Origin of the sequence: Micromonospora chalcea (assembly GCF_002926165.1) — a bacterium.
Lineage (GTDB): Bacteria > Actinomycetota > Actinomycetes > Mycobacteriales > Micromonosporaceae > Micromonospora > Micromonospora chalcea.
On the sequence record NZ_MAGP01000143.1, the window covers coordinates 85,854 to 107,320 of the forward strand.

Below are 21,467 nucleotides of genomic sequence, written 5' to 3' on the forward strand. Positions count from 1 at the left end.
GCGCCCTCCTTGGCTTAGTTTAGGCACGTGGGCGGGCGCCGTCGAGGAAGAGCGCGACGACCCGGGCGGGGCCGTTCTCGTCGGTGAGGTCGGTCGCGCGGGCCAGGTGCAGGAACGCGTTCATCAGGAACTCCGGTTCGCCGGTGACCGCGCCCTCGGCACGGGCGTCGGCGAAGAACCGGGTGACCGGGGCCAGCATCAGGGCGACGTAGAGGCCCGAGACGTGCTCGCTGGTCTCGGCGGAGACGAGCGGCAGCGTGTCGTAGATGCGCTGCTCGAACGTGATCGCGTCGCCGTGCTGACCGGCGGCGACGGTGGCGAGCGCGTGCAGCCGGTGCGGCACGTCGCCGGGGCCGGCCAGCGCCGCCGAGATCCTGCCGCCGACGTCCCGGATGTACCGCTCCGCCACCGCGATGTAGAGGTCCTCCTTGCCGCCCGGGAAGTGGTGGTAGATGGACGGCTTCTGGATGCCGACGCTGCGGCCGACGCCGACCAGGGAGATGCCCTGGTAGCCGGTCGCGGCGAGCTGTTCGGCGAAGGCGTCCATGATCTGGGTGCGGGTGTCGCTCATCGGTTCTTCCTGGCGTGGTGGAGGGCGAGGGCGCAGGCGGCGGTTCCGGCGACGGTGAGGGCGGCGAGCGCCGCGACGCCGATCGGGGCCGCGGCGAGCGGCGTGCCGCCGCCGAGCTGCCGGGCGGTGTCGACGATATAGGTGAGCGGGTTGACCGTGGCGATCACCCGCATCCAGCCGGCGAGTTCGTCGACCGGCGCGAACACGCCGGTGAAGAACGACAGGCCGAACACGACGAGCGTGACCAGGTTGGTGGTGGACGCCGAGCCCGACCGGATGGCGAGCGCCGTGCTCAGCAGCGCGACGCCGAGTCCGAGCGCGAGCATCAGCAGGAGCATTCCGGCGACGCCGGACCAGCTCGCCGGCCGGTAGCCGATCGCGACGGCCCCGGCGACGGTCACCACCATCTGGAGTACGACAGCGAGCAGCGCGGCGACGACCGGGCCGACGAGGAACGGCGTCGTGGTCCCGTGGGCGAGCCGGAGGCGGTCCAGGTATCCGCTGGTGATGTCGCCCAGCACGAGCGTGCCGGCCGCGCCCGCGCCGGTGCCGACGCCGGTGAGCAGGATCAGCGGCAGCAGGAACGCGATGAAGCTCGTCCCGCCCAGATAGGTGCTGCCCACGGCGTCGAGCTGCCCGGCGTAGACGAGCAGGAAGAACAGGGACTGGGCGACCGGGGCCACGAGCAGCGCCGGGGTACGGAGCACGGCCCGGGTCGAGCGTCTGATCGCCGCGAGGACGACCGGGGCCGAAGAGCGGCGGGGCGGGGTGAGCGCGAGCGGGAGCACGGTGTCGGGCCTTTCGGGGTGCGGTGGGGGCGCGCCTCAGCGGGCGGCGAGGGCGACGAAGACGTCGTCGAGGGAGGGCTCGGCGAGATGGAGCCGGGTGATGTCGGCGGCGATCGCGCCGGCTTCGTGCAGGGCAGCGGTCAGCGCGCGGGGGTCGTCGGGGACGCTGAGGCGTACCCGGTCCAGGTGGTCGGGGTCGGCGCGGAACCCGGCTTCGGACGCGGCGACGAGCGCGGTCGCGGCGGCGGCGTCGGACAGGTCGAGCGTGAGCGTTCGGGCGCCGACGCGCCCCTTGAGCGACGCCGGTGGGCCCTGGGCGACCACCCGGCCGTCCCGTAGCACGGCGATCTCCGTGGCCAGCACGTCGGCCTCGTGCAGGTCCTGGGTCGAGATGAGCAGCGAGGTGCCGCTGTGGTTGAGGCGGGTCAGCTCGGTCCAGAAGTCGATGCGTGCGAGCGGGTCCAGGCCGGTGGTCGGCTCGTCCAGGATCACCACTGCGGGCTCGGCGACGAGCGCCACCGCCAGGTCCAGCTTGCGGCGGGTGCCGCCGGAGAGCTTGGCCACCCGGGACGAGCGGTGCTCGCCCAGCCCGAACAGGTCGACGAGTTCCCGCGTGCGGCGGGCCCGCTGCCGGCGGCCGAGCCCGAGCGCCACGCCGTGGAAGTCGAGCACCTCCGCCGGGGTGGCGAGGGGGTCCAGCGCGTTCGACTGCGGCGCCAGGCCGATCAGGCGACGCGCGTCCCGCGCCTGCGTCACGGTGTCGAAGCCGCCGACGCGCACCGAGCCCGAGGTCGGGGTGCGCAGGGTGGCGATGATCTCCAGCAGCGTGGACTTGCCGGCGCCGTTGTGGCCGAGCACGACGAACCGGCTGCCCGGCGCGACGGCGAGGTCGAGCGCGCGCAGGGCGTCGCGTGTCCCGTAGGTCTTGGTCAGGGCGGAGGCGAGGACGAGCGGGGTCATGCCAGCCACCCTACCGACCGGTCGGTAGGGTGGCCAAATCCGATTGCCGACCCGCTCCGTCGCCGCTAGCGTCGCGGCATGTTCGCCACCGAGCGCGTCCGTCTGCGCCCTCCCACCCCCGACGACGCGCCGGACCTGTTCCGCCTGCACAGCGACCCGGAGCTGCACCTGATCACCGACGACGAGCCGTTCCTGCCGCACCATGTCGGGCAGGTCCGGGCCCGGCTGGAGAAGCGCGCCGCCGAACAGCCGGAAGCCGGCGCTCCGGTGTCACTGCTGGCCGAGACCGTCGCCGACGGCACGTTCCTCGGCACCGGCGTGCTGTGGGGGATCAACACCTTCGACGGGCTCGCCCACCTCGGCATCACGCTGCTCCCCGAGGCGCGCGGCCAGGGCTACGGCACCGAGGTGATCCGGCTGCTCTGCCGGTACGGCTTCCGCAACCGCAACCTGCGGCGCCTGGAGATCGAGACGCTGGCCGGCAACACGGCCATGCGGCGTACCGCCGAGCGGTGCGGCTTCGTCCACGAGGGCACCCAGCGCGACCGCGAGTACGACGGCGACGGCTTCGCCGACATGGCGCTCTACGGTCTGCTGCGGCGCGACTGGACGCCGTAGCGGGGCCGCGCCGCGCTCAGCCGCCGTCGCGGTAGAACCGGGCCGCGCCCGGGTGCAGCGGGATCGGGCCGGTCGCGGCCGCGCTGGCCCGGTTGAAGTTCGCCGCCTCCGGATGCACCTGGATCAGATCGCCCTGCCAGGTGAAGAGCACCCGGGTCAGGTCGTACGCGAGTTGCTCCGGCATGTCCGCCGCCACCAGGATCACGTTCGCCACCGTGATGGTGGGCGTCGGCTCGGCCGTGCCGTAGACCTCCTTCGGCAGCGTGGCGGTGGTGTAGACGCCGCCGAACCGGGCGCTCAACGGCTCGATCAGGTCGTTCAGCGGCAGCAGCCGGAACTTCCCGGGCGCGGAGGAGAGCAGGTCCTTCACACCGGGCGTGGGCAGGCCGCCGGAGAAGAACATGGCGTCCAGCGTGTTCGCCCGCATCCGCTTGACCGTCTCCGGCAACGACAGGTTGAGCCGCTGGATGCCGGTGTTCGGGTCGATGCCGCCGGCGGTGAGCAGACGCCCGGCGATGATGTCGGTCCCGGACTTCGGCGAACCGGTCGAGACGCGCTTGCCGCGCAGGTCGGCGAAGCTGTTGATCTTGCCGTCGCTGCGGACGATCACGTGCGTGTAGTTGCTGTAGACGCGGGCCAGCGCACGTACCGGCTGCGGTTGCTTGTCGAACGCCCCGCGGCCGTCGACCGCGTCCGCCGCCGTGTCGGCCAGGCTGAACGCGATCTCCATGTCGCCGCCGGCCACCCGGGTGATGTTCTCCACCGACGCGCCGGTCGGCTCCGCGCGCGCCTCGTACCCGGGCACGTGCCGGGTGATCAGATCGGCGTACCCGCCGCCGAGCTGGTAGTAGACGCCTGTGGTGTTGCCGGTGGCCAGGAAGATCCGCCCGCCGTGCCACGCCTGCCCAGTGGTGTCCTCGGCGCCGCAACCGGCCACCAGCACCGTCGCCAGCACCGTCGCCAGCAGCGCCGCCACCAGCCGCGCCGGGCGGCCGCTCACCGGCGGACCGCCGGTTCCAGCGCCTCCGCCACCCGCTGCACCAGCGTCGCCGTCTCGTAACCGATCTGGCCCAGGTCGCAGCCGGGCGCGGCCAGCACGCCGAGCAGCGCCCGTTCCCCGACCGCCATCACCAGCATCACACCGCCGTCCATGTCGACGATCTGCTGGCGTACCCGGCCGGCGGACATCAGCCGGGCCGCGCCCACGGTAAGGCTCGCCAAGCCGCTGATCACCGCCGAGAGCTGGTCGACCTGGTCCGGGGAGAGATCCGGCGAGGACGCCAGCCGCAGTCCGTCCTCGGAGACCGCGAGCGCGTGCGAGACGTCCGGCACCTGCTCGGCGAAGTTCGCCAGCAGCCAGTCGAGCCCGGTGGAAGCGGGTGGATTCATGGTCTTCTCCCGTTGGGTGGTGTGGTGTTCGGGGCACGGCGCGTCGCGCTGGCCACCCCCTCGGCGAGGGCGGACAGCCGGGCGCGTACCACTTCGGGGTCGAGCAGGTCGGTCGCGGGCGGCGGCGCGGTGGCGGCGGGCATCGGTCCCGGCAGATGCCCGCCCACCGGCCGCCGGGGCAGCCCGGCGGCGGTGGTCGACACCGGCGCCGGTGGCACGCTCACCGGCCGGATCCACGCCGCGCTCGGCGCCAGCAGCGCGCCACCCGGCGCCCGGACCGTGGCCACGCCGCGCGCCGGCCCGCCGGCCGTCGGGGCGCTGGTGACCAGGTCGCGGGAACCGCCCTGCGGCCGCAGGACGGGCGCGTTCTTGAACCACGGCGCGCCGCGCCCGTGCGGGCGCCGCTCGGCCGGCGGCCGGGACGCCACCGACTCGACCCGGGTCAGCACCGACTCCGGTACGTCCACCTGCGCCACCGTGCCGGTGCCAGGGTTGTGCAACTGCACCCGGATCCCGTGCCGGGCGGCCAGGTGGGCCACCACGTGCAGGCCCATGCTGCCGGCGGCGGCGCTGGACAGGGTGGCCGGCGCGGCGAGCCGTTCGTTGATCTCGGCCAGCCGGCTCTCGCTGATGCCGATGCCCTGGTCGTGCACGCGCAGCACCAGCCCGTCGACGGTGCGCCGGCCGTCCACCAGCACCCGGGCCTCCGGCGGCGAGTAGACGGTGGCGTTCTCCAGCAACTCGGCCAGCAGATGCACCAGGTTGCCGGCCGCAGCGCCGTGCACCGCCGCGGTCGGCACGTCGATCTCCACCCGCGGATAGTCCTCGATCTCGGAGGCCGCCGCCCGTGCCACGTCGTCCAGCAGCAACGCGCCCTCGTGCCCCCGGCCCGGCTCGCCACCGGCGAGGACCAGCAGGTTCTCCCCGTTGCGCCGCAGCCGGGCGGCCAGGTGGTCCAGCGCGAAGAGCCGGGCCAGCGCGTCCGGGTCGGTCTCCTCGCGCTCGAAGTCGTCGAGCAGCCGCAACTGCCGGGTGATCAGCGTCCGGATGCGCCGGGCCAGCGCCTCCGCCATCCGGGTCACGTCCAGCCGCAACTCGGCCTGCTGCCCGGCGAGCCGCAGCGCGGCCCGGTTCACCGTGTCGAACGCCTCGGCGACCTGCGCCACCTCGTCCTGACCGCGCCGGATCCCGTCGGTCATCCGGGTCGCCGGACCATCCGCCGGCGCCCGCTCGCCCGCCGCGATCGCGGTGATCCGCTCCGGCAGTTCCCGGTTCGCCATGGTCAGCGCGGCCACCCGCAGCCGGCGCAACCGGCGGCTGGTGCGCACCGCGAGCAGTACGGCGGTGACGAGCGAGCCGAGCGCGACGGTGCTCGTCGCCCCGGCGGTCAGCACCGCGCGCAGCCGGGCCGCGGCGGCCAGGTCGGCCGCGTCCCGGTCCAGCCCGTCGGACAGGTCCCGGCCGAGCAGGTTGTACCGGCGGATCGCGCCGCTCTGCGCCACGTACCAGGCGTCGCCGTCGGTCTTCAGCGCGTCCGGCGCGCCGTCGGTGTCGAGCATCGCGTCGCGCATCCGCCGGGCCGTGGTCACGTCGGCGCCGTCGACCAGCCGGTACCAGGCAGCGTTCGCCGGGGCGGAGGCGATCCGCAGGAACTCGGCCTGCCGCTGCTCCCGGGCGCCCCGCAGCCGGCCCAGCCGGGCCAGCTCGCCGCGTTCCAGTCCGCCTCTGACGAACACCGCCCGCAGCAGGTCGCGCTCCAGCGCGGACAGGTGCTCCTGGGCGGCCACCGAGGCCACCTCACGGGCCTGGTTGGCCAGGTCGGCGTCCCGGAGTTGACTGGGCAGCGCGTCCGCGACCGCGAGCAGGGACTCCACGAGCGACACGTACGCCGGGTCGCCGCGCTCACCGGCCATCGTCAGGTCCCGGGTCGGCGCGAGTTGCTCCAAGCGCCCGCGCGCGTCGTCCAGCACCCCCGCCAGGTCCGGGGCGGCCCGGCGCGCGTCACCCTGCGCCGAGCGGTAGCGCTCCACGGCCGTGTCGACCCGGCGGCGCTGCGCGTCCACGAGTGGGCGGCCGGACGTACCGCCGCGCTGGCGCAACGCGGCCGTCTCGCCCAGTTCGCGTTCCAGCTCGTGCACCAGACGTACGGTCGCGGTGGCGGTGCCGGCCAGCACGCGCGCCCGGTCGGCGTCGGCGGACGCGTCCAGCGCGGCGTCGGTCTGCGCCGCCCCCAGCACGACCAGCCCGGCCGTGGCGACCAGGATCGGGGCCAGCAGTTGGACGCGGACCGAGCGCAGGCGTCCGGTGCGGTCCGCGGAGCGGTGGTGCCGGCGTACGCGAGCCGGGTGGGGCAGCGGCACGGTGGTCTCCGGTCGGGTCGGGCGGGCCGGGCCCGGACGCGCGTCCGGACCCGGCCCGTTCAGGTCAGCTCGCGCCGAGGTCGCTCAGTGCCCGCTCCGCGCCGCGGTGCAGCGGCACCGGGTCGGTCTTGCGGGCGTTGCCCAGCTCGATGCCCTTCGCCGCCGGGTTCGCCTGGGCCAGGGCGTCCTTGGACTCGAACACCGTCCGGGTGATCGCGCAGGCCACGTCGGCGTCGAGGTTGTCCCGCACCAGCAGCACGTTCGGCACCACGATGGTGGGCACGTCGGCCGGGGTCCGGTAGATGTCCTTGCCGATGGTGCCCGCCTGGTACGCCGGGTTCAGCTCGGCCATCTTCGGCAGCAGCGGAGTGATGTCGACGAACTTCACCTTGTCGCCGGACGTGGTGAACAGGTCGGTGACGCCGCCGGTCGGTACGCCGCCGGACCAGAAGAAGCCGTCGATGCTGCCGTCCTTCATGCCGTCGACGGTCTTGGTGAGGTCCAGCCGCTGCGCCTGGACGTCCTTCGCCGGGTCCAGCCCGGCGGCGGTGAGCAGCCGGTTGGCGATGACCTCGGTGCCGGACTTCGGTGAGCCGGTGGAGATCTTCTTGCCCTTCATGTCGGCCACCGACGTGATGCCCGCGTCGGCCCGTACGACCACCTGGGTGTAGTTGTCGTAGATCCGGGCCAGCGCCTTGACCGGCTGCGGCGCGGTGAAGCTCCCCTTGCCCTGCACCGCGTTGACAGCGGTGTCGAACAGGGAGAACGCCACGTCGTACTGGCCGGCGACGAGCTGTTCGACGTTCTGCACCGAGGCGCCCGTCTCGGCGGCCGTCCCGGTGAGCTTGCCGTCGGTGGTCTTGCTCAGCTCACCGGCGAGCGCGTTGCCGACCACGTAGTAGACGCCGGTGGCGTTGCCGGTGGCGATACCGACCCGGGTGTCCTTGGTGACCTTGCAGCTGACCTCGCGGGCGGCGTCGTCCTTCGCCGCGCCGTCCTGACGGCCCCCGCAGCCGGCGGCACCGGCGGCGACCAGGACAAACGCCCCGACACCCGCCACTATCCTCGCGTCGATCCGTCCCACTCTCTCTCCTCCCCAAGATCCACGGATTCTTCGACCGCCGGGCGGCCGGGGTGCCCGGCGGCGCCACGTCGGACGTACACGCCCGCGACCGTGAGCGCGGCGAGCGCCGCGCCGATCGCCATGGGCAGCGGTTCCAGCCAGAGCAGGACCAGCCCGGCGATCGCGCCGAGGATCCGCTCCGGCGCGCCGGCCGGGCCCACGCCCGGCAGCCAGCCGCCGGCCGCGACCGCCAGCACCGCCACGCCGAGCGCGGAGACCAGGCCGGCCGTCACGATCCGCCCGGGCCCGCCGATGCCGAGCAGTCCGAGGCCGGTCGGCGTGATCACGAAGGCCAGCGGGATCAGGTACGCCGGCAGCGCGTACCGCAGGGTCTGCCACATGGTCGGCACCAGGCGGCCGCCGGTGACCGCGGCGGCGGCGACCGCGGCGAGCGCGGTCGGCGGCGAGACCTCGGACAGCACCGCGAAGTAGAAGACGAACATGGCCGCGGCGGGCGCCTCGACACCCAGGTTCAGCAGCGCCGGGCCGATGATCACCCAGCCGATGACGAAGGACGCGGTGACCGGCACGGCGAGGCCCAGCAGGCTGAGCGCGACGGCGGCGCGCAGGGCGGTCAGCGCCAGCACCACGGCGGGCTCCGAGCTGACCGCCTGCGCGCCGCTGATCAGCAGCGAGGCGGCCTGCGGCCCGAGCCCGGTCTTCGTGGTGGTGGCGGTGATGATGCCGGCCGCGGCGCACACGGCGCTCACCGCGAGCACCCCGCGTACGCCGTCGCGCAGCGCCGCCACCAGCCGGGCCGGCGTGAGGCGGTGCCGCTGGTCCAGGAAGGACAGCGCCGCCGCGATCACGGTGGCGACGACCACCGCCCGCATCGCCGACGCGCCGAGCGCCAGCACCACGATGATCACGAGGAGCGAGAGGAAGTGGTAGCCGAAACGGGCCAGCAACCGCCAGGCCGAGCCGCTGTCGATGACCACCGGACGGACCCCGGAACGCCGCGCGTCGATCTCGACCGAGAACAGGATGCCCAGGTAGTAGAGGATCGTCGGCACCGTGGCCCAGCCGAGCACCTGCAGGTAGGACACGCCCAGGTACTCGGCGATGATGAACGCCGCCGCGCCGAGCGTGGGCGGGGACAGGATCGCCCCGACACCGGCGGCGGCGAGCATGCCGCCCGCGCGCTCGGCCGGGTAGCCGGCGCGGCGCAGGATCGGCCAGGTCACCGCGCCGATGCTGACGGTGGTGGCGGCGCCGGAGCCGGAGACCGTGCCGAGCAGGAAACCCGACGCGACGGCGGTGCGCCCGGCGGCGGTACGGGAGCGGCGGAACGCGGCGGCGGACAGCTCCACGAAGAACCGGCCCGCGCCGGACAGGTCGAGCACCGCGCCGTAGATGGTGAACAGCACGATGTACGAGGCGGCGACGTCCAGCGGCGTGCCGTAGAAGCCGCTGTCGGAGTTGTAGAACGCGTCGACCAGCTGCGCGAAGTCGAGCCCCGCGTGCGCCACCGGCCAGGACTGCGGCAGCAGCCCGCCGTAGTAGCCGTACCCGAGGAACAGCACGCAGACCGCCGGCAGGATCCACCCGGTGGTACGCCGGCACGCCTCCAGCAGCAGGAGCAGCAGCCCGGTGCCGAACGCCACGTCCAGCGGGTCCAGCAGGCCCTGCCGGTCCAGGAAGGCGTCGTACCCGCCGCCGCCCGCACCGACGGCGACCGGCAGCACCGGGTAGAGGCAGACCACGAGCGCCGCGAGCGCCAGCAGCCAGTCCACGGGCGTGGGTCCGCGCCGGTCGTCCACGTCGACCGCGTCGGCCTTGGTGCGTCGCAGCCGCACCCCCGAGGGGTACGCGAGGAACACCATCGGCAGGACGCCGGCGAGGAAGAAGATGAGGTAGTACTTGCTGCCCTGGGCCAGCGGGAAGAACACCTGCCAGAGCGTCAGCAGCCCGACCGCGACGGTGACGCCGGTGAACAGGAAGCCGACTCCGCCGGCGAGGACCCGTCCCGGCTTCTCCTCCTCGAACCGGGCGGCCAGTTCCCGGGCGTCCTGCTGGGCCTGATCCGGGGCGTCCTGCGTCTCGGCCGGAGTGTGGTCCTCGGTGTGGTGCGGCACGGACCGGCTGTGGTGGTGCGTCTCGCCCGGCCCGTCGTCGGACCACTCCGGACCGGCGACGACGCCCTCGTCCGGCGGGAGCGGCACCACCTCGGCGTCCACATCGGACCCCGGTCGTCCGCCGGACGGCGGCCGGGGTTTCGGGGGAGTCGCGTCGGAGGGGCGAACGGGCGGCACGAGGGGGCACGATACGCGAATTGCGCGCGCGTTGGGAACATTGCTTAACGTGATTGCAATGAGTGACGGAATGGGGAATCTTTCACTCGTCAAACAGATTTCTGAATCTGTTTCGCGACTGCTTCGCCGATGGACGAAGGGTGCTTCCGCAATCTCTTCCCAGTGAACTTCCAGGCGATTTTCCAACGATGGAGAACTGGTCTGCGGGATCGGCCGTCGTCACTCAGGGTGTATTACCGGTCGTCCTTGCCGAGCCTGGGCGGCTGGCCCCCGGGCGGGCGGGTTCCGGATGCTGCCGCGTGTCCCCGGAGCGCTCCGGGGACACGTTTCGTGGGCCGGAACCGCGGGACCGCCGCCACTTCGCCGAGGTGGCGGCATCGGTCGTGCGCCGACACCGCCACTTCGGGGAAATGGCGCGGGCGCCGTCCGAGAACCGGACCGGCCGCGCGCCGGTGACCGGCGGGCCCGGCGGAGTGGAACACCATGGGTGCCTCCGCCGCCCTTTGACACCCATGCCGTTCCACTCCTCGTGACGGTCGAGGAGAGCGTGGCGAGTGGTGGTCCGAGGGGAAGGACGGCTCAGCACGATCCTCGGCGCCCCACCCGTCTGGGTGCGACGGGGGTGGGGTGCCCGCCGGTCTTGCTCTGCAACCACCGGAGCGGCGGACACGCTGCGTGACCATGTGCGCCGATGGGTGCAGAGCGGAGGGAAGGGGGAGCGGGAGAAGGGCGGCGGCGGACGGGCCGGTTTTGCCGACGGGGGTTATCGCCGCCCCGGTCAGGGCATGTCGTGCCTGACGACGAGCGACGAGGAGGTGCCATGGCCGCCGACGAGGCTCCCGCCCGTGACGGGCGCGACCGCACGGAGCCGGTGGGCCCGGACGACGGTCCGGACAGCCCGACCGACCTGACCGCGACGGGCTGGATGGCGACGCTCAAGCGGACCGTCCGGGAGTTCCAGGACGACAGCCTGACCGACTGGGCCGCCGCGCTCACCTACTACGGCGTGCTCTCCATCTTCCCCGGCGTGCTGGTGCTGATCTCGCTGCTCGGCCTGCTCGGTGACCGGGCCACGGAGGGAATCCGGGACACCGTCGGCCAGGCGGTGCCGGAGGAGAACATCCGCAAAATCATCGAGAGCGCGATCGACCAGGCCGGCCAGTCCGGCGGGCTGGCCAGCATCGCGGCCGTCATCGGTCTGGTCGCGGCCTTCTGGTCCGCCTCCGGCTACATCGCCGCGTTCATGCGCGCCTCGAACAGCATCTACGACGTGCCGGAGGGGCGGCCGATCTGGAAGACGCTGCCGGTGCGCCTCGGCGTGACCGCGGTGATCGGCGTGATGCTGCTGATCAGCGCTGTGATCGTGGTGTTCACCGGCGGCCTGGCCGAGCAGGCCGGAAACGCGATCGGGCTCGGCTCGACCGCCGTCACGGTGTGGAACATCGCCAAGTGGCCGGTGTTGCTGGTGCTGGTGAGCCTGATGTTCGCGATCCTCTACTGGGCTTCGCCGAACGCCCGGCACGGCGGCTTCCGCTGGGTCAGCCCCGGCGGCGTGCTCGCGGTGGTGCTCTGGCTCGTGGTGTCCGGCCTCTTCGCGCTCTACGTCAGCAACTTCGGCTCGTACAACAAGACGTACGGCGCGGTGGCCGGCGTGATCATCTTCCTGGTCTGGCTCTGGCTGAGCAACGTGGCCATCCTGCTCGGCGCGGAGTTCGACGCCGAGCTGGAGCGCAGCCGGGCCATCGCGGCCGGGCACCCGGCCGACGAGGAGCCCTACGTGGAGCTGCGCGACGACCGCAAGCTGCGCAAGAAGGGCAACGCCTCCTCCCACCACTGACCGCACCTCGCCGCCCCGCCCGGATGCGCCCGGGCGGGGCGGCGCGTTTTCTGGCCCGGCACCTCTTTTGTTCGTATGGACAAAAGTTTGCATCAGGCGTGCCGAAGCTATGGACATGCGACCCGGAAGGCTCCTACTGTGTCGGACACAACACACATCGCCATGGTCGATGTGACGGACTTCCGATGCGGAGGTGACTGCCGGTGCGGACGGTCGACCCCCTGCACGTACGGCTCCTGCGGCTGCTCCGGGACGAGGGCGCGGTGTCCCGCGCCGAACTCGGCGACCGCCTCCAGATGCCCCGCCCGCGCCTGCTCGCCGAGCTGGAACGGCTCGTCTCCCTCGGGTACGTGGCCGAGGCCGGGCTGGCCGCCTCCCGGGGCGGGCGGCGCTCCACCCTGGTCGAGCTGAGCCCGCACCTGCGGTTCGCCGCCGTCGACCTGGGCGCCAGCTCGATCGACGTGGAGGTGGTCAACGGCCGGCTGGAGCCGGTGGCCGCCTACACCGAGACCGCCGACATCCGCTCCGGCCCGAAGGTGACGCTCCAGCGCGTCAACGAGCTGCTGCACAAGGCCAAGGTGGACGGCGCGTACGAGCGGCTCGACGCGGTCGGCATCGGCGTGCCGGGGCCGGTGAGCTTCCGTGACGGCGTCCCGGTCTCCCCGCCGATCATGCCGGGGTGGGACCGGTTCCCGGTCCGCGAGCTGCTGACCCGGGAGCACGGCTGCCCGGCGGTGGTGGACAACGACGTCAACATCATGGCGATCGGGGAGCGGCACGGCGGCGTGGCCCACTCGGTCGACGACTTCCTGTTCATCAAGATCGGCACCGGCATCGGCTGTGGCATCTACCTGCACGGCGAGGTCTACCGGGGCACCGACGGCTGCGCCGGGGACATCGGCCACATCCAGGTCGACCCGAACGGTCCGATGTGTTCCTGCGGCAACGTCGGCTGTCTGGAGGCGGTGTTCAGCGGCGCCGCGCTGGCCCGCGAGGCGACTGTCGCGGCCCGCACCGAGGTCTCCCCGGCGCTGGCCGAGCGGTTCGCCGCCCGGGGTGTGGTGACCGCGCTGGACGTGGCGCAGGGGGCGATCGAGGGGGACGTCTCCTGCATCCAGCTCATCCGGGACGGCGGCCGGCGGGTCGGCAGCGTGCTGGCCGGGCTGGTCAGCTTCACCAACCCGTCGATGATCGTGATCGGCGGCGGACTGGCCCAGCTCGGCCACATCCTGCTCGCCGAGATCCGCAGCGTGGTCTACCGCCGTTCGCTGCCGCTGGCCACCGGCAACCTGCCGGTCGTCCTGTCCGAACTGGGCCCGCGCGCCGGCGTCGCCGGCGCGGCCGTGCTGGCCAGCGACCTCGCGTTCGGAGAAGCAGCATGAGCGACACCGGGAAACCACTGGTCGAGGCGCCCGCGGACGCCGTCGCGGGCGAGGTGGTCCTGCGCCTCACCGACGTCGTCAAGACGTTCCCGGGGGTACGCGCGCTCGACGGCGTGCAACTGGAGGTACGCGCCGGCGAGGTGCACTGCCTGCTGGGGCAGAACGGCGCCGGCAAGTCCACGCTGATCAAGGTGCTGGCCGGGGTGCACCGGCCGGACTCCGGCGAGGTCGTGTGGCGGGGCGAGCCGGCGTCGTTCGCCAACCCGCAGGCCGCCATGCGCGCCGGCATCGCCACCATCTACCAGGAACTCGACCTGGTCGACGACCTGTCGGTGGCGGAGAACGCGTTCCTCGGCCACGAGCCGCGCCGGTTCGGCTTCGTCCGGCGGGGGCACATGGCCCGGCGTACCCGGCAGATCCTGGCCCGGCTCGGCCACCCGGAGATCCCGCCGGGGCGGCTGGTGCGGCACCTGCCCGCCGCCGGCAAGCAGATCGTCAGCATGGCGCGGGCGCTCTCCCACGAGGCCCGGCTGATCATCATGGACGAGCCGAGCGCGGTGCTGGCCCACGACGAGGTGGCGAACCTGTTCCGGATCATCCGGGAACTCACCGCGCAGGGCATCGCTGTCATCTACATCTCGCACCGGCTGGAGGAGATCCGCGAGATCGGCGACCGGGTCACCGTACTCAAGGACGGCCGGACCACGGCGGCGAGCCTGCCGGCCCGCGAGACGCCGACCCGCGACCTGGTCGCCCGGATGACGGGCCGGACCATCGAGTACGTCTTCCCGCAGCGCCCGGCCGACCACGGGGGCGGCGCGGAGCTGCTGCGGGTGGACGGGCTGACCCGGCCCGGCGAGTTCGCCGACGTCTCGCTCCGGGTCCGGGCGGGAGAGATCGTCGGCATCGCCGGGCTGGTCGGCTCGGGCCGGTCGGAGCTGCTGGAGACCATCTTCGGCGCGCGCCGGGCGCACGCCGGGACGGTCCGGGTGAACGGCCGGACGCTGCGTCCCGGCAGTGTGGGCGCTGCGGTACGGGCCGGGATGGGCATGGCGCCGGAGGAGCGCAAGAGCCAGGCGCTGCTGCTGGGTGAACCGATCTACCGCAACGTCACGCTCGCCACGTTCGGCAGGTACGCCCGCCTCGGGTTCACCGACGCCGGGCAGGAACGCGCCGAGGCGGACCGGATCGCCGAGTCGCTGGAGCTGCGGCCCCGCGACGTTCGGCGGCCGGTGCGCACGCTGTCCGGCGGCAACCAGCAGAAGGTGGTGGTCGGCCGGTGGCTGCTCGGTGACACCCGGCTGCTGCTGCTCGACGAGCCGACCCGGGGCGTGGACGTTGGCGCCCGCGCCGAGCTGTACCAGGTGATCCGCGATCTGGCCGCCCGGGGCGTCGGGGTGCTGCTGGTCTCCAGCGAGGTGCCCGAGGTGCTGGGCCTGGCCGACCGGGTGCTGGTGATGCGGGAGGGCCGGGTGGTCCGCGAGGCGCCGGCCGGCGAACTGGACGAGAACACCGTGCTCGACCTCGTCATGGCGGGGTCCCTCATGGAAGGCGCACCGGCATGAGCGATGTCAGAGAATCCGCCCTGCCCGCGCAGTCGCCGCCGGTGGAGCGGGCGGAGACCGCCAAGGTCGACGCGCCGGCGAAGCTCTCCTGGTGGCGCGGCGACGGCGGGGAGGGCGTCAAGCGCAACCTCGGCCTGCTCGCCACGCTCGTCGTGCTGGTGGTCATCGGCATCCTGACCCGCCCCGACCTCTACGGCGATCCGAACTGGGTGTGGGGCAACACGCTCACCATTCTCAAGCTCGCCTCGGTGGTCGGCGTGGTCACCGTCGGCATGACCTTCGTGATCATCGGCGGCGGCATCGACCTGTCGGTCGGCGCGATCGTCGCGCTGGCCGGGGTCTGGTGCACCACTGTCGCCACGCAGAGCTACGGCGCGGGCGGCATGATCTTCACCGCGCTGACCGTCGGGCTCGCCGTCGGCGTGGTGAACGGGCTGCTCGTGTCGTACGGGCGGCTGGTGCCGTTCATCGCCACGCTGGCGATGCTCGTCGCCGCCCGAGGGCTGGCGGCGGAGATCTCCGACAAGCAGACCCAGGTGTCGGGCAACACGTTCATCAACGGCATCGCCAGCACGAACGTGCTCGGCATCCCGCTGCTGGTCTACATCCTGGTGGCGGTGGTGGCGGCCGGCTGGGTGCTGTTGAACCGGACCACGTTCGGCCGCCGTACGGTGGCGGTCGGCGGCAACCCGGAGGCGGCCCGGCTCGCCGGCATCAACGTGCGCCGGCACACCGTGCTCCTCTACGCGCTGTCCGGCCTGTGCTGCGGTATCGCCGCGGTCATGCTGACCGCGCAGGCCACCTCCGCACAGGCGGCGATGGCCAACCTCTACGAGCTGGACGCGATCGCCGCCGCGATCATCGGCGGCACGCTGCTCAGCGGCGGGCGGGGCACGATCATCGGCTCCCTGCTCGGGGTGATCATCTTCTCCACGATCACCAACCTGTTCGCCATCAACAACCTCTCCGCCGAGGCCCAGAACATGGTCAAGGGCGGCATCATCGTCGCCGCCGTCCTGGTCCAGCAGGTGCAGTTCGGCAGCCTCACCCAGTTCCTCGCCCGCAACCGGGCCACCACCACCTGACCCCACCCGCGCACACCCCGGCTGCCGTCGTACCGACTGCGGTCCGGCCCGCCACACCCGAAACCACCCCACCACCTCATCCCAGGAGGCGTCATGAGAACACCGCGCCATGACCTGTCCCGCCGCCGGCTGCTCTTCGGCGGGGCCGCGGTCTCCGCCGGGGTGCTGCTCGCCGGTTGCACCAGCAACGAGCAGAGCCCGACCGAGGCACAGACCAAGGCGGCCGGTTCCGGCGCCAACACCGAGCCGGGCAAGAAGGTGACCATCGGCTTCTCCGCCCCGGCCGCCGACCACGGCTGGATCGCCGCCATCACGAACAACGCCAAGGCGCAGGCCGGGGCGTACCAGGACGTGGAGCTGAAGTCGGTGGAGGCCGGCGCGGACGCGGCGGCCCAGCGGGCGGCGCTGTCCACGCTGATCTCGCAGAAGCCCGACGTGATCGTGCTGCTGCCGCACGACGGCAAGGAGCTCAACGCGTTCGGCCTGGAGGCGATGAAGGCCGGCATCCCGGTGGTGAACCTGGACCGGGCCTTCCCGGACGCGCGCGCCTACCGGTGCCAGATCAAGGGCGACAACTACGGCATGGGGGTGGCCGCCGCCACGTACATCGCCGAGCAGCTCAAGACCAAGGGCGTGAGCAACCCGGTGATCGGCGAGATCCCCGGCATCGAGTCGCTGGAGCTGACCCAGGAACGGTCCAAGGGGTTCGCCGACACGCTCGCCTCGTACGGGTTCAAGGTCGCCAACCGGCGTCCGGCGGAGTTCACGGTCGACTCCGGTCAGCAGGCCGCCACCGGCCTGTTCCAGGCGCTGCCGAAGATCGACGCGGTCTGGAACCACGACGACGACCAGGGCATCGGCGTGCTCGCGGCGGTCAACCAGGCCAACCGCAAGGAATTCATCATGGTCGGCGGCGCCGGCTCCAAGAAGGCCATGGAGGACATCGCCGCCGACAACACGGTCCTCAAGGCCACAGTCACCTACAGCCCGTCGATGGCTTCCTCGGCCATCTCCCTGGCCCGCCTGATCGGCCAGGGCAAGGGCATGTCCGACCTGGTCGAACTCCAGGTACCGAAGGAGATCGTGCTCGCCTCCGAGACGATCACCAAGGAGAACGCGAGCGACTACCTGAAGCTCGGGTTCTGACACACGGGGGGAGACCCACCTTGTCCAGTCACGACAGCATCCTGCGGGTCGGCATGGTCGGCTACGCGTTCATGGGCGCCGCGCACTCCCAGGCGTGGCGCACCGTGAACCGGGTGTTCGACCTGCCGTCCCGGGTACGGATGGCGCTCGTCTGCGGCCGGGACGAGCCGAAGGTGGCCGAGGCCGCCGACCGGCTCGGCTGGGACGGCTACACCACCGACTGGCGGCGGCTCGTCGAGTCCGACGAGATCGACGTGGTCGACATCTGCACGCCGGGGGACAGTCACCGCGAGATCGCGCTCGCCGCGCTCGCCGCGGGCAAGCACGTGCTGTGCGAGAAGCCGCTGGCGAACAGCGTCGCCGAGGCCCGCGAGATGGCCGAGGCCGCGACCCGTGCCCGGGCGTCCGGGGTACGCGCGATGTGCGGCTTCAACTACCGGCGGGTGCCGGCGGTCGCCCTGATGCGGCAGCTGGTGGCCGACGGGCGGATCGGCGAGATCCGGCACGTCCGGGCGGTCTACCTCCAGGACTGGATCGTCGATCCGCAGTTCCCGCTGGTGTGGCGGTTGCAGAAGGACAGGGCGGGCTCCGGCGCGCTCGGCGACATCGGCGCGCACATCATCGACCTGACCCAGTACGTCACCGGTCAGCTCGTCACCGGGGTCAGCGCGCTGACCGAGACGTTCGTCCGCCAGCGGCCACTGGTCGCCGGGTCGAGCGGCCTGGCCGCGCAGGCCGACGGCAACGGCAGCGCCATGGGGCAGGTGACGGTGGACGACGCGGCGGTGTTCGTGGCCCGGCTCGACGGGGGAGCGCTGGCCACGTACGAGGCGACCCGGTTCGCCACCGGCCGCAAGAACGCGCTGCGGGTCGAGATCAACGGCTCGCGCGGCAGCGTCGTGTTCGACCTGGAACGCCTCAACGAGCTGGAGTTCCTGGACGCCACCCGGCCCGCCGCCGAACAGGGCTTCAGCCGGATCCTGGTGACCGAGCCGGACCACCCGTACCTGGGCGCGTGGTGGCCGCCCGGCCACATCATCGGCTACGAGCACTCCTTCACCCACCAGGCGCGCGACTTCGTCGAGGCGGTCGCCACCGGCGCCGACCCGGCCCCGTCGTTCGCCGACGCGCTGCAGGTCCAGCTCGTGCTCGACGCGGTGACCCGCTCGGCCGAGCGGGCCGCCTGGACGGAGGTGGAGCCAGCGCTGGCCGAAGCTTCCGCCTGATCCGAGGCGGGCCAGGCCCGCCCGACACTCACCGGCGCCGGCCGGCGAGGGCCCGCCGCGGTTGCGCCCCGCGGCGGGGACGAGGCCGGCTCCGGGGAGCGTGCCGCCGGTGTCCGCCGGCACGACCAGCACGGCCCTCCGGTGCGGCCGGACCGGGATTCCCCGGCCGCACCGGCGGACCGGCCTTACCTGGGGAGGTAGCGCGAATGCGTACGGGTGTGTGGCTGGTGGGTGCGCGCGGCTCGACACCGACCACCGCCGTGGTCGGCGGGCTGGCCCTGCGGGCCGGGCTCACCGCGCCGACCGGATGCGTGACCGAGCTGCCCGACCTGCGCGGGCCCGCCCTGCCGGGCTTCGCCGATCTCGTCTTCGGCGGCCACGACGTGGTCGCGACCCCGCTCACCAAACGCGCCGAGGCGCTCGCCGCCGCCGGCGTGCTGCCCGCCCGGCTGGCCGATGCCGTCGCGCCCGACCTGGCCGCCGTCGAGGCGGCGCTGCGACCCGCGCCGGTCGAGGGCGACCAGGGCAACCGGATCGCCGCGGTGGTGCGCGACCTGACCGGGTTCCGCACCCGGCACGGGCTGGACCGGGTAGTCGTGGTGAACGTCGCCGCCACCGAGCCGGCGCCCGCACCGCACCCGGCCCACCACGACCTGGCCACGCTGCGCGACGCGCTGACCGGCCCGGCCGGCGTGCTGCCGCCCAGCTCCGCCTACGCGTACGCGGCGTTCACCGCCGGCTGCCCGTACGTGGACTTCACCCCGTCCACCGGCGCCCGCCTGCCGGCCCTGGCCGCGCTCGCCGCCGAACGCGGGCTGCCGTACGCCGGGCACGACGGCAAGACCGGCGAGACGCTGCTCAAGTCGGTGCTCGCGCCGATGTTCGCGATGCGGCACCTCGCCGTGCGCTCCTGGTCCGGCACGAACCTGCTCGGCGGCGGCGACGGCGCCACGCTCGCCGACCCGGCCGCCAACGCCGCCAAGGTCGGCAGCAAGCAGCGGGTGCTCGCCGAGACGCTCGGCTACCTGCCCCAGGGCGGCACCCGGATCGAGTACGTCGAGGAACTGGGCGACTTCAAGACCGCCTGGGACCTGATCACGTTCGCCGGTTTCCTCGGCACCGGCATGCGGATGGAGTTCACCTGGCACGGCTGCGACTCGGCGCTCGCCGCGCCGCTCGTGCTGGACCTGGCCCGGCTCACCGCCGCCGCGCACGCCGCCGGCCGCCACGGCCCGCTGACCGAACTGGCGTTCTTCTTCAAGGACCCGCTCGGCGCGACCGGCCACGCGCTCGGCGAGCAGTGGACGGTGCTGCGGGACTTCGCCGCCGACCTGCACGCCCGGGCGACGTCGTGACCCGCCTGGCCGACCTGGCCGAACTGGTCCGGGCGCCGGCCGCGCTCTCCGTACCCGGGGACGTGCTGTCCGGCGCCGCCGCGGCCGGGGCGCTGGACCGCCGGACGCCCGCCCTGGCCGGCGCGTCGGTGCTGCTCTACTGGGCCGGGATGGCCGCCAACGACTGGGCGGACCGGCGGCTGGACGCTGTCGAACGGCCGGAGCGGCCGATCCCGTCCGGCCGGGTGCGCCCGTCGGTGGCACTCGGCGTCGCGTCCGGCCTGACCGCCGCCGGGCTCGCGGTAGCCACCGCCGCCGGGGGCCGCCGGGCGGCGGCGGTCGCGCTCCCGCTCGCCGCCACGATCTGGGGGTACGACCTGCGCGCCAAGAACACCGCCGCCGGCCCGGCGGTGATGGCCGCCTGCCGAGGGCTGGACGTGCTGCTCGGCGCGTCCGGCGGCCGGGTGGTCCGGGCGCTGCCCGCAGCGCTCACCATCGCCGCGCACACCTGGACGGTGACCGCGCTGTCCCGCCGCGAGGTGACCGGCGCGGACCGGCGTCTGCCGGGCCTCACGCTGGCCGGCACCGCGCTGATCGCGTTCACCACCCCGGCCCGGCCCACCGTGTTAAGCGGGGCCCCCTCCTCTACCGGATGCGTTAAGAGGGGGCCCTTCCTTCGGCTCGGGGAGCTGGTGCCCGAGGTGCTCGCGGCCGGGTACGCCGCCCGGTACGGCCGGGCGCAGGCCCGGGTGCTCGCCGATCCGTCACCGGCCCGGGTGCGGGCCGCCGTCGGGGCCGGGATCACCGGGCTGCCCGCCTTGCAGGGTTCGCTCACCGCCCGCGCCGGGGCGCGGTTGCTCGGCCTCGCCGTGGCCGGCGCCGCCCCGCTCGGCCGCCGCCTGGCCCGACTGATCTCCCCGACATGACCGCCGCCGACCCGCTGCCCGGCCCGGGCGCGCTGCGTTTCGGGTACGGCACCAACGGCTTCGCCAACCACCGCCTCGGTGACGCGCTCGCCGTTCTCGCCGACCTCGGCTACCAGGGCGTCGCGCTCACCCTGGACCACGACCATCTGGACCCGTTCGCCCCCGGCCTGGCCCGCCGGGTGGCCGCCGTGCGCCGCCGGCTGGACGCGCTCGGGCTGTCGGTGGTGGTCGAGACCGGCGCCCGCTACCTGCTCGACCCCTGGCACAAGCACGCGCCGACGCTGCTGCACGACGACCCGGCCCGGCGGGTGGAGCTCCTGCGCCGGGCCGTGCGGATCGGTGCCGAGCTGGGCGCGGAGGCGGTCTCCTTCTGGGCCGGCGTACGCCCGCCCGGCGTACCGCCCGACGTCGCCGCCGACCGCCTCGTAGCGGGCTGCGCGGTGGTCTGCGCCGAGGCGGCGGAGGCGGGCGTGCCGCTGGGCTTCGAACCGGAGCCGGGCATGTTCGTCGAGGACATCGCCGGGTGGCGGCGGCTGCGCGAGGCGCTCGGCGCGCCGCCCGGCTTCGGCATCACGCTCGACATCGGGCACTGCCGGTGCCTGGAGCCGCTGCCGGTGCCGCGGTGCGTGTCCGAGGTCGCCGCGCACCTGGTCAACGTGCAGATCGACGACATGCGCCGGGGCGTGCACGAGCACCTGGAGTTCGGCGCCGGCGAGATCGACTTCCCGCCGGTGCTGCGTGCCCTGGCCGACGCCGGCTACCGCGGGCTGGTGGCGGTGGAGCTGCCCCGGCACTCGCACGCGGCACCGGCCGTCGCCGCCCGCTCACTGGACTTCCTGCGCGCCGCCGCCTCGCGCGGCGAGGGGCGGTGACCCACCACCTTCCACCCGGCAGAGGGGAGACGG

General features: G+C 73.5%; 18 protein-coding genes. 10 read left to right on the top strand and 8 right to left on the bottom strand.

From position 1 onward, the window contains the following. Positions 1-19 precede the first annotated feature (19 nt). Genes BAW75_RS24415 through BAW75_RS24425 form a run of 3 tightly spaced genes read right to left on the bottom strand, consistent with a single transcriptional unit; the run spans position 20 to position 2,319 of the window. Complete coding sequence (locus BAW75_RS24415; RefSeq protein WP_104115041.1) at positions 20-571, bottom strand: TetR/AcrR family transcriptional regulator; 552 nt, start codon at positions 569-571, stop codon at positions 20-22. Beyond that, entirely contained in the window at positions 568-1,359 is a 792-nt protein-coding gene (locus BAW75_RS24420; RefSeq protein WP_104115040.1) for an ABC transporter permease, read from the bottom strand. The genes BAW75_RS24415 and BAW75_RS24420 overlap by 4 nt, the downstream gene beginning before the upstream one ends. Before the next feature lie 36 nt (positions 1,360-1,395). Beyond that, entirely contained in the window at positions 1,396-2,319 is a 924-nt protein-coding gene (locus BAW75_RS24425; RefSeq protein ID WP_104115039.1) for an ABC transporter ATP-binding protein, read from the bottom strand. Between the two features lie 78 nt (positions 2,320-2,397). On the opposite strand from BAW75_RS24425, the gene BAW75_RS24430 reads away from it, so the two are divergent. Continuing rightward, positions 2,398-2,937, top strand: coding sequence for a GNAT family N-acetyltransferase (locus BAW75_RS24430; RefSeq protein WP_104115038.1), 540 nt, complete (start codon positions 2,398-2,400; stop codon positions 2,935-2,937). 16 nt (positions 2,938-2,953) lie between these two features. On the opposite strand, the gene BAW75_RS24435 is transcribed toward BAW75_RS24430, so the two are convergent. The 5 genes from BAW75_RS24435 to BAW75_RS24455 form a co-directional block, all read right to left on the bottom strand. Next, a complete protein-coding gene (locus BAW75_RS24435; RefSeq protein ID WP_104115037.1) occupies positions 2,954-3,937 on the bottom strand; it encodes a TAXI family TRAP transporter solute-binding subunit in 984 nt (327 codons plus the stop codon). After that, complete coding sequence (locus BAW75_RS24440) at positions 3,934-4,326, bottom strand: roadblock/LC7 domain-containing protein (RefSeq protein WP_030503989.1); 393 nt, start codon at positions 4,324-4,326, stop codon at positions 3,934-3,936. Before BAW75_RS24440 ends, BAW75_RS24435 begins: the two co-directional genes overlap by 4 nt. Further along, positions 4,323-6,686 (bottom strand): sensor histidine kinase, encoded by a 2,364-nt coding sequence (locus tag BAW75_RS24445; RefSeq protein WP_104115036.1) that lies wholly within the window; start codon positions 6,684-6,686, stop codon positions 4,323-4,325. The genes BAW75_RS24440 and BAW75_RS24445 overlap by 4 nt, the downstream gene beginning before the upstream one ends. Positions 6,687-6,750: 64 nt before the next feature. Further along, the gene (locus BAW75_RS24450; RefSeq protein ID WP_104115035.1) at positions 6,751-7,770 is read right to left on the bottom strand and encodes a TAXI family TRAP transporter solute-binding subunit; all 1,020 of its coding nucleotides are present in this window, start codon (positions 7,768-7,770) and stop codon (positions 6,751-6,753) included. Next, positions 7,746-9,974, bottom strand: a complete 2,229-nt coding sequence (locus tag BAW75_RS24455; protein ID WP_244206250.1) for a TRAP transporter permease — start codon at positions 9,972-9,974, stop codon at positions 7,746-7,748. Before BAW75_RS24455 ends, BAW75_RS24450 begins: the two co-directional genes overlap by 25 nt. Before the next feature lie 907 nt (positions 9,975-10,881). On the opposite strand from BAW75_RS24455, the gene BAW75_RS24460 reads away from it, so the two are divergent. The 9 genes from BAW75_RS24460 to BAW75_RS24500 all read left to right on the top strand — a co-directional run bounded on the left by BAW75_RS24460 (position 10,882) and on the right by BAW75_RS24500 (position 21,434). After that, positions 10,882-11,898, top strand: a complete 1,017-nt coding sequence (locus tag BAW75_RS24460) for a YihY/virulence factor BrkB family protein (protein ID WP_104115033.1) — start codon at positions 10,882-10,884, stop codon at positions 11,896-11,898. Positions 11,899-12,101: 203 nt separating this feature from the next. After that, on the top strand, positions 12,102-13,280 hold the full coding sequence (locus tag BAW75_RS24465; protein WP_043329082.1) for an ROK family protein: 1,179 nt from the start codon (positions 12,102-12,104) through the stop codon (positions 13,278-13,280). Beyond that, the gene (locus BAW75_RS24470; protein WP_104115032.1) at positions 13,277-14,845 is read left to right on the top strand and encodes a sugar ABC transporter ATP-binding protein; all 1,569 of its coding nucleotides are present in this window, start codon (positions 13,277-13,279) and stop codon (positions 14,843-14,845) included. The genes BAW75_RS24465 and BAW75_RS24470 overlap by 4 nt, the downstream gene beginning before the upstream one ends. Then, on the top strand, positions 14,842-15,930 hold the full coding sequence (locus tag BAW75_RS24475; RefSeq protein WP_064448163.1) for an ABC transporter permease: 1,089 nt from the start codon (positions 14,842-14,844) through the stop codon (positions 15,928-15,930). Before BAW75_RS24470 ends, BAW75_RS24475 begins: the two co-directional genes overlap by 4 nt. A gap of 93 nt (positions 15,931-16,023) precedes the next feature. Beyond that, positions 16,024-17,076 carry a substrate-binding domain-containing protein gene (locus BAW75_RS24480; RefSeq protein WP_043329088.1) on the top strand — a complete coding sequence of 351 codons (1,053 nt, stop codon included), beginning with the start codon at positions 16,024-16,026 and terminating at the stop codon, positions 17,074-17,076. Positions 17,077-17,129: 53 nt separating this feature from the next. Further along, on the top strand, positions 17,130-18,302 hold the full coding sequence (locus tag BAW75_RS24485) for a Gfo/Idh/MocA family protein (RefSeq protein WP_409073564.1): 1,173 nt from the start codon (positions 17,130-17,132) through the stop codon (positions 18,300-18,302). Positions 18,303-18,508: 206 nt separating this feature from the next. Beyond that, positions 18,509-19,657 carry an inositol-3-phosphate synthase gene (locus BAW75_RS24490; protein WP_104115030.1) on the top strand — a complete coding sequence of 383 codons (1,149 nt, stop codon included), beginning with the start codon at positions 18,509-18,511 and terminating at the stop codon, positions 19,655-19,657. Further along, positions 19,654-20,562, top strand: a complete 909-nt coding sequence (locus BAW75_RS24495) for an SCO3242 family prenyltransferase (RefSeq protein ID WP_104115029.1) — start codon at positions 19,654-19,656, stop codon at positions 20,560-20,562. The genes BAW75_RS24490 and BAW75_RS24495 overlap by 4 nt, the downstream gene beginning before the upstream one ends. Then, on the top strand, positions 20,559-21,434 hold the full coding sequence (locus BAW75_RS24500; RefSeq protein ID WP_104115028.1) for a sugar phosphate isomerase/epimerase family protein: 876 nt from the start codon (positions 20,559-20,561) through the stop codon (positions 21,432-21,434). Before BAW75_RS24495 ends, BAW75_RS24500 begins: the two co-directional genes overlap by 4 nt. The last annotated feature ends 33 nt before the right edge of the window (positions 21,435-21,467 follow it).

Coding starts and splice junctions, on each gene's coding strand:
- BAW75_RS24475 (WP_064448163.1), top strand. CDS start 14,842: ATGAGCGATGTCAGAGAATCCGCCCTGCCCGCGCAGTCGCCGCCGGTG.
- BAW75_RS24500 (WP_104115028.1), top strand. CDS start 20,559: ATGACCGCCGCCGACCCGCTGCCCGGCCCGGGCGCGCTGCGTTTCGGG.
- BAW75_RS24430 (WP_104115038.1), top strand. CDS start 2,398: ATGTTCGCCACCGAGCGCGTCCGTCTGCGCCCTCCCACCCCCGACGAC.
- BAW75_RS24490 (WP_104115030.1), top strand. CDS start 18,509: ATGCGTACGGGTGTGTGGCTGGTGGGTGCGCGCGGCTCGACACCGACC.
- BAW75_RS24425 (WP_104115039.1), bottom strand. CDS start 2,319: ATGACCCCGCTCGTCCTCGCCTCCGCCCTGACCAAGACCTACGGGACA.
- BAW75_RS24440 (WP_030503989.1), bottom strand. CDS start 4,326: ATGAATCCACCCGCTTCCACCGGGCTCGACTGGCTGCTGGCGAACTTC.
- BAW75_RS24485 (WP_409073564.1), top strand. CDS start 17,130: ATGGTCGGCTACGCGTTCATGGGCGCCGCGCACTCCCAGGCGTGGCGC.
- BAW75_RS24480 (WP_043329088.1), top strand. CDS start 16,024: ATGAGAACACCGCGCCATGACCTGTCCCGCCGCCGGCTGCTCTTCGGC.
- BAW75_RS24415 (WP_104115041.1), bottom strand. CDS start 571: ATGAGCGACACCCGCACCCAGATCATGGACGCCTTCGCCGAACAGCTC.
- BAW75_RS24460 (WP_104115033.1), top strand. CDS start 10,882: ATGGCCGCCGACGAGGCTCCCGCCCGTGACGGGCGCGACCGCACGGAG.
- BAW75_RS24470 (WP_104115032.1), top strand. CDS start 13,277: ATGAGCGACACCGGGAAACCACTGGTCGAGGCGCCCGCGGACGCCGTC.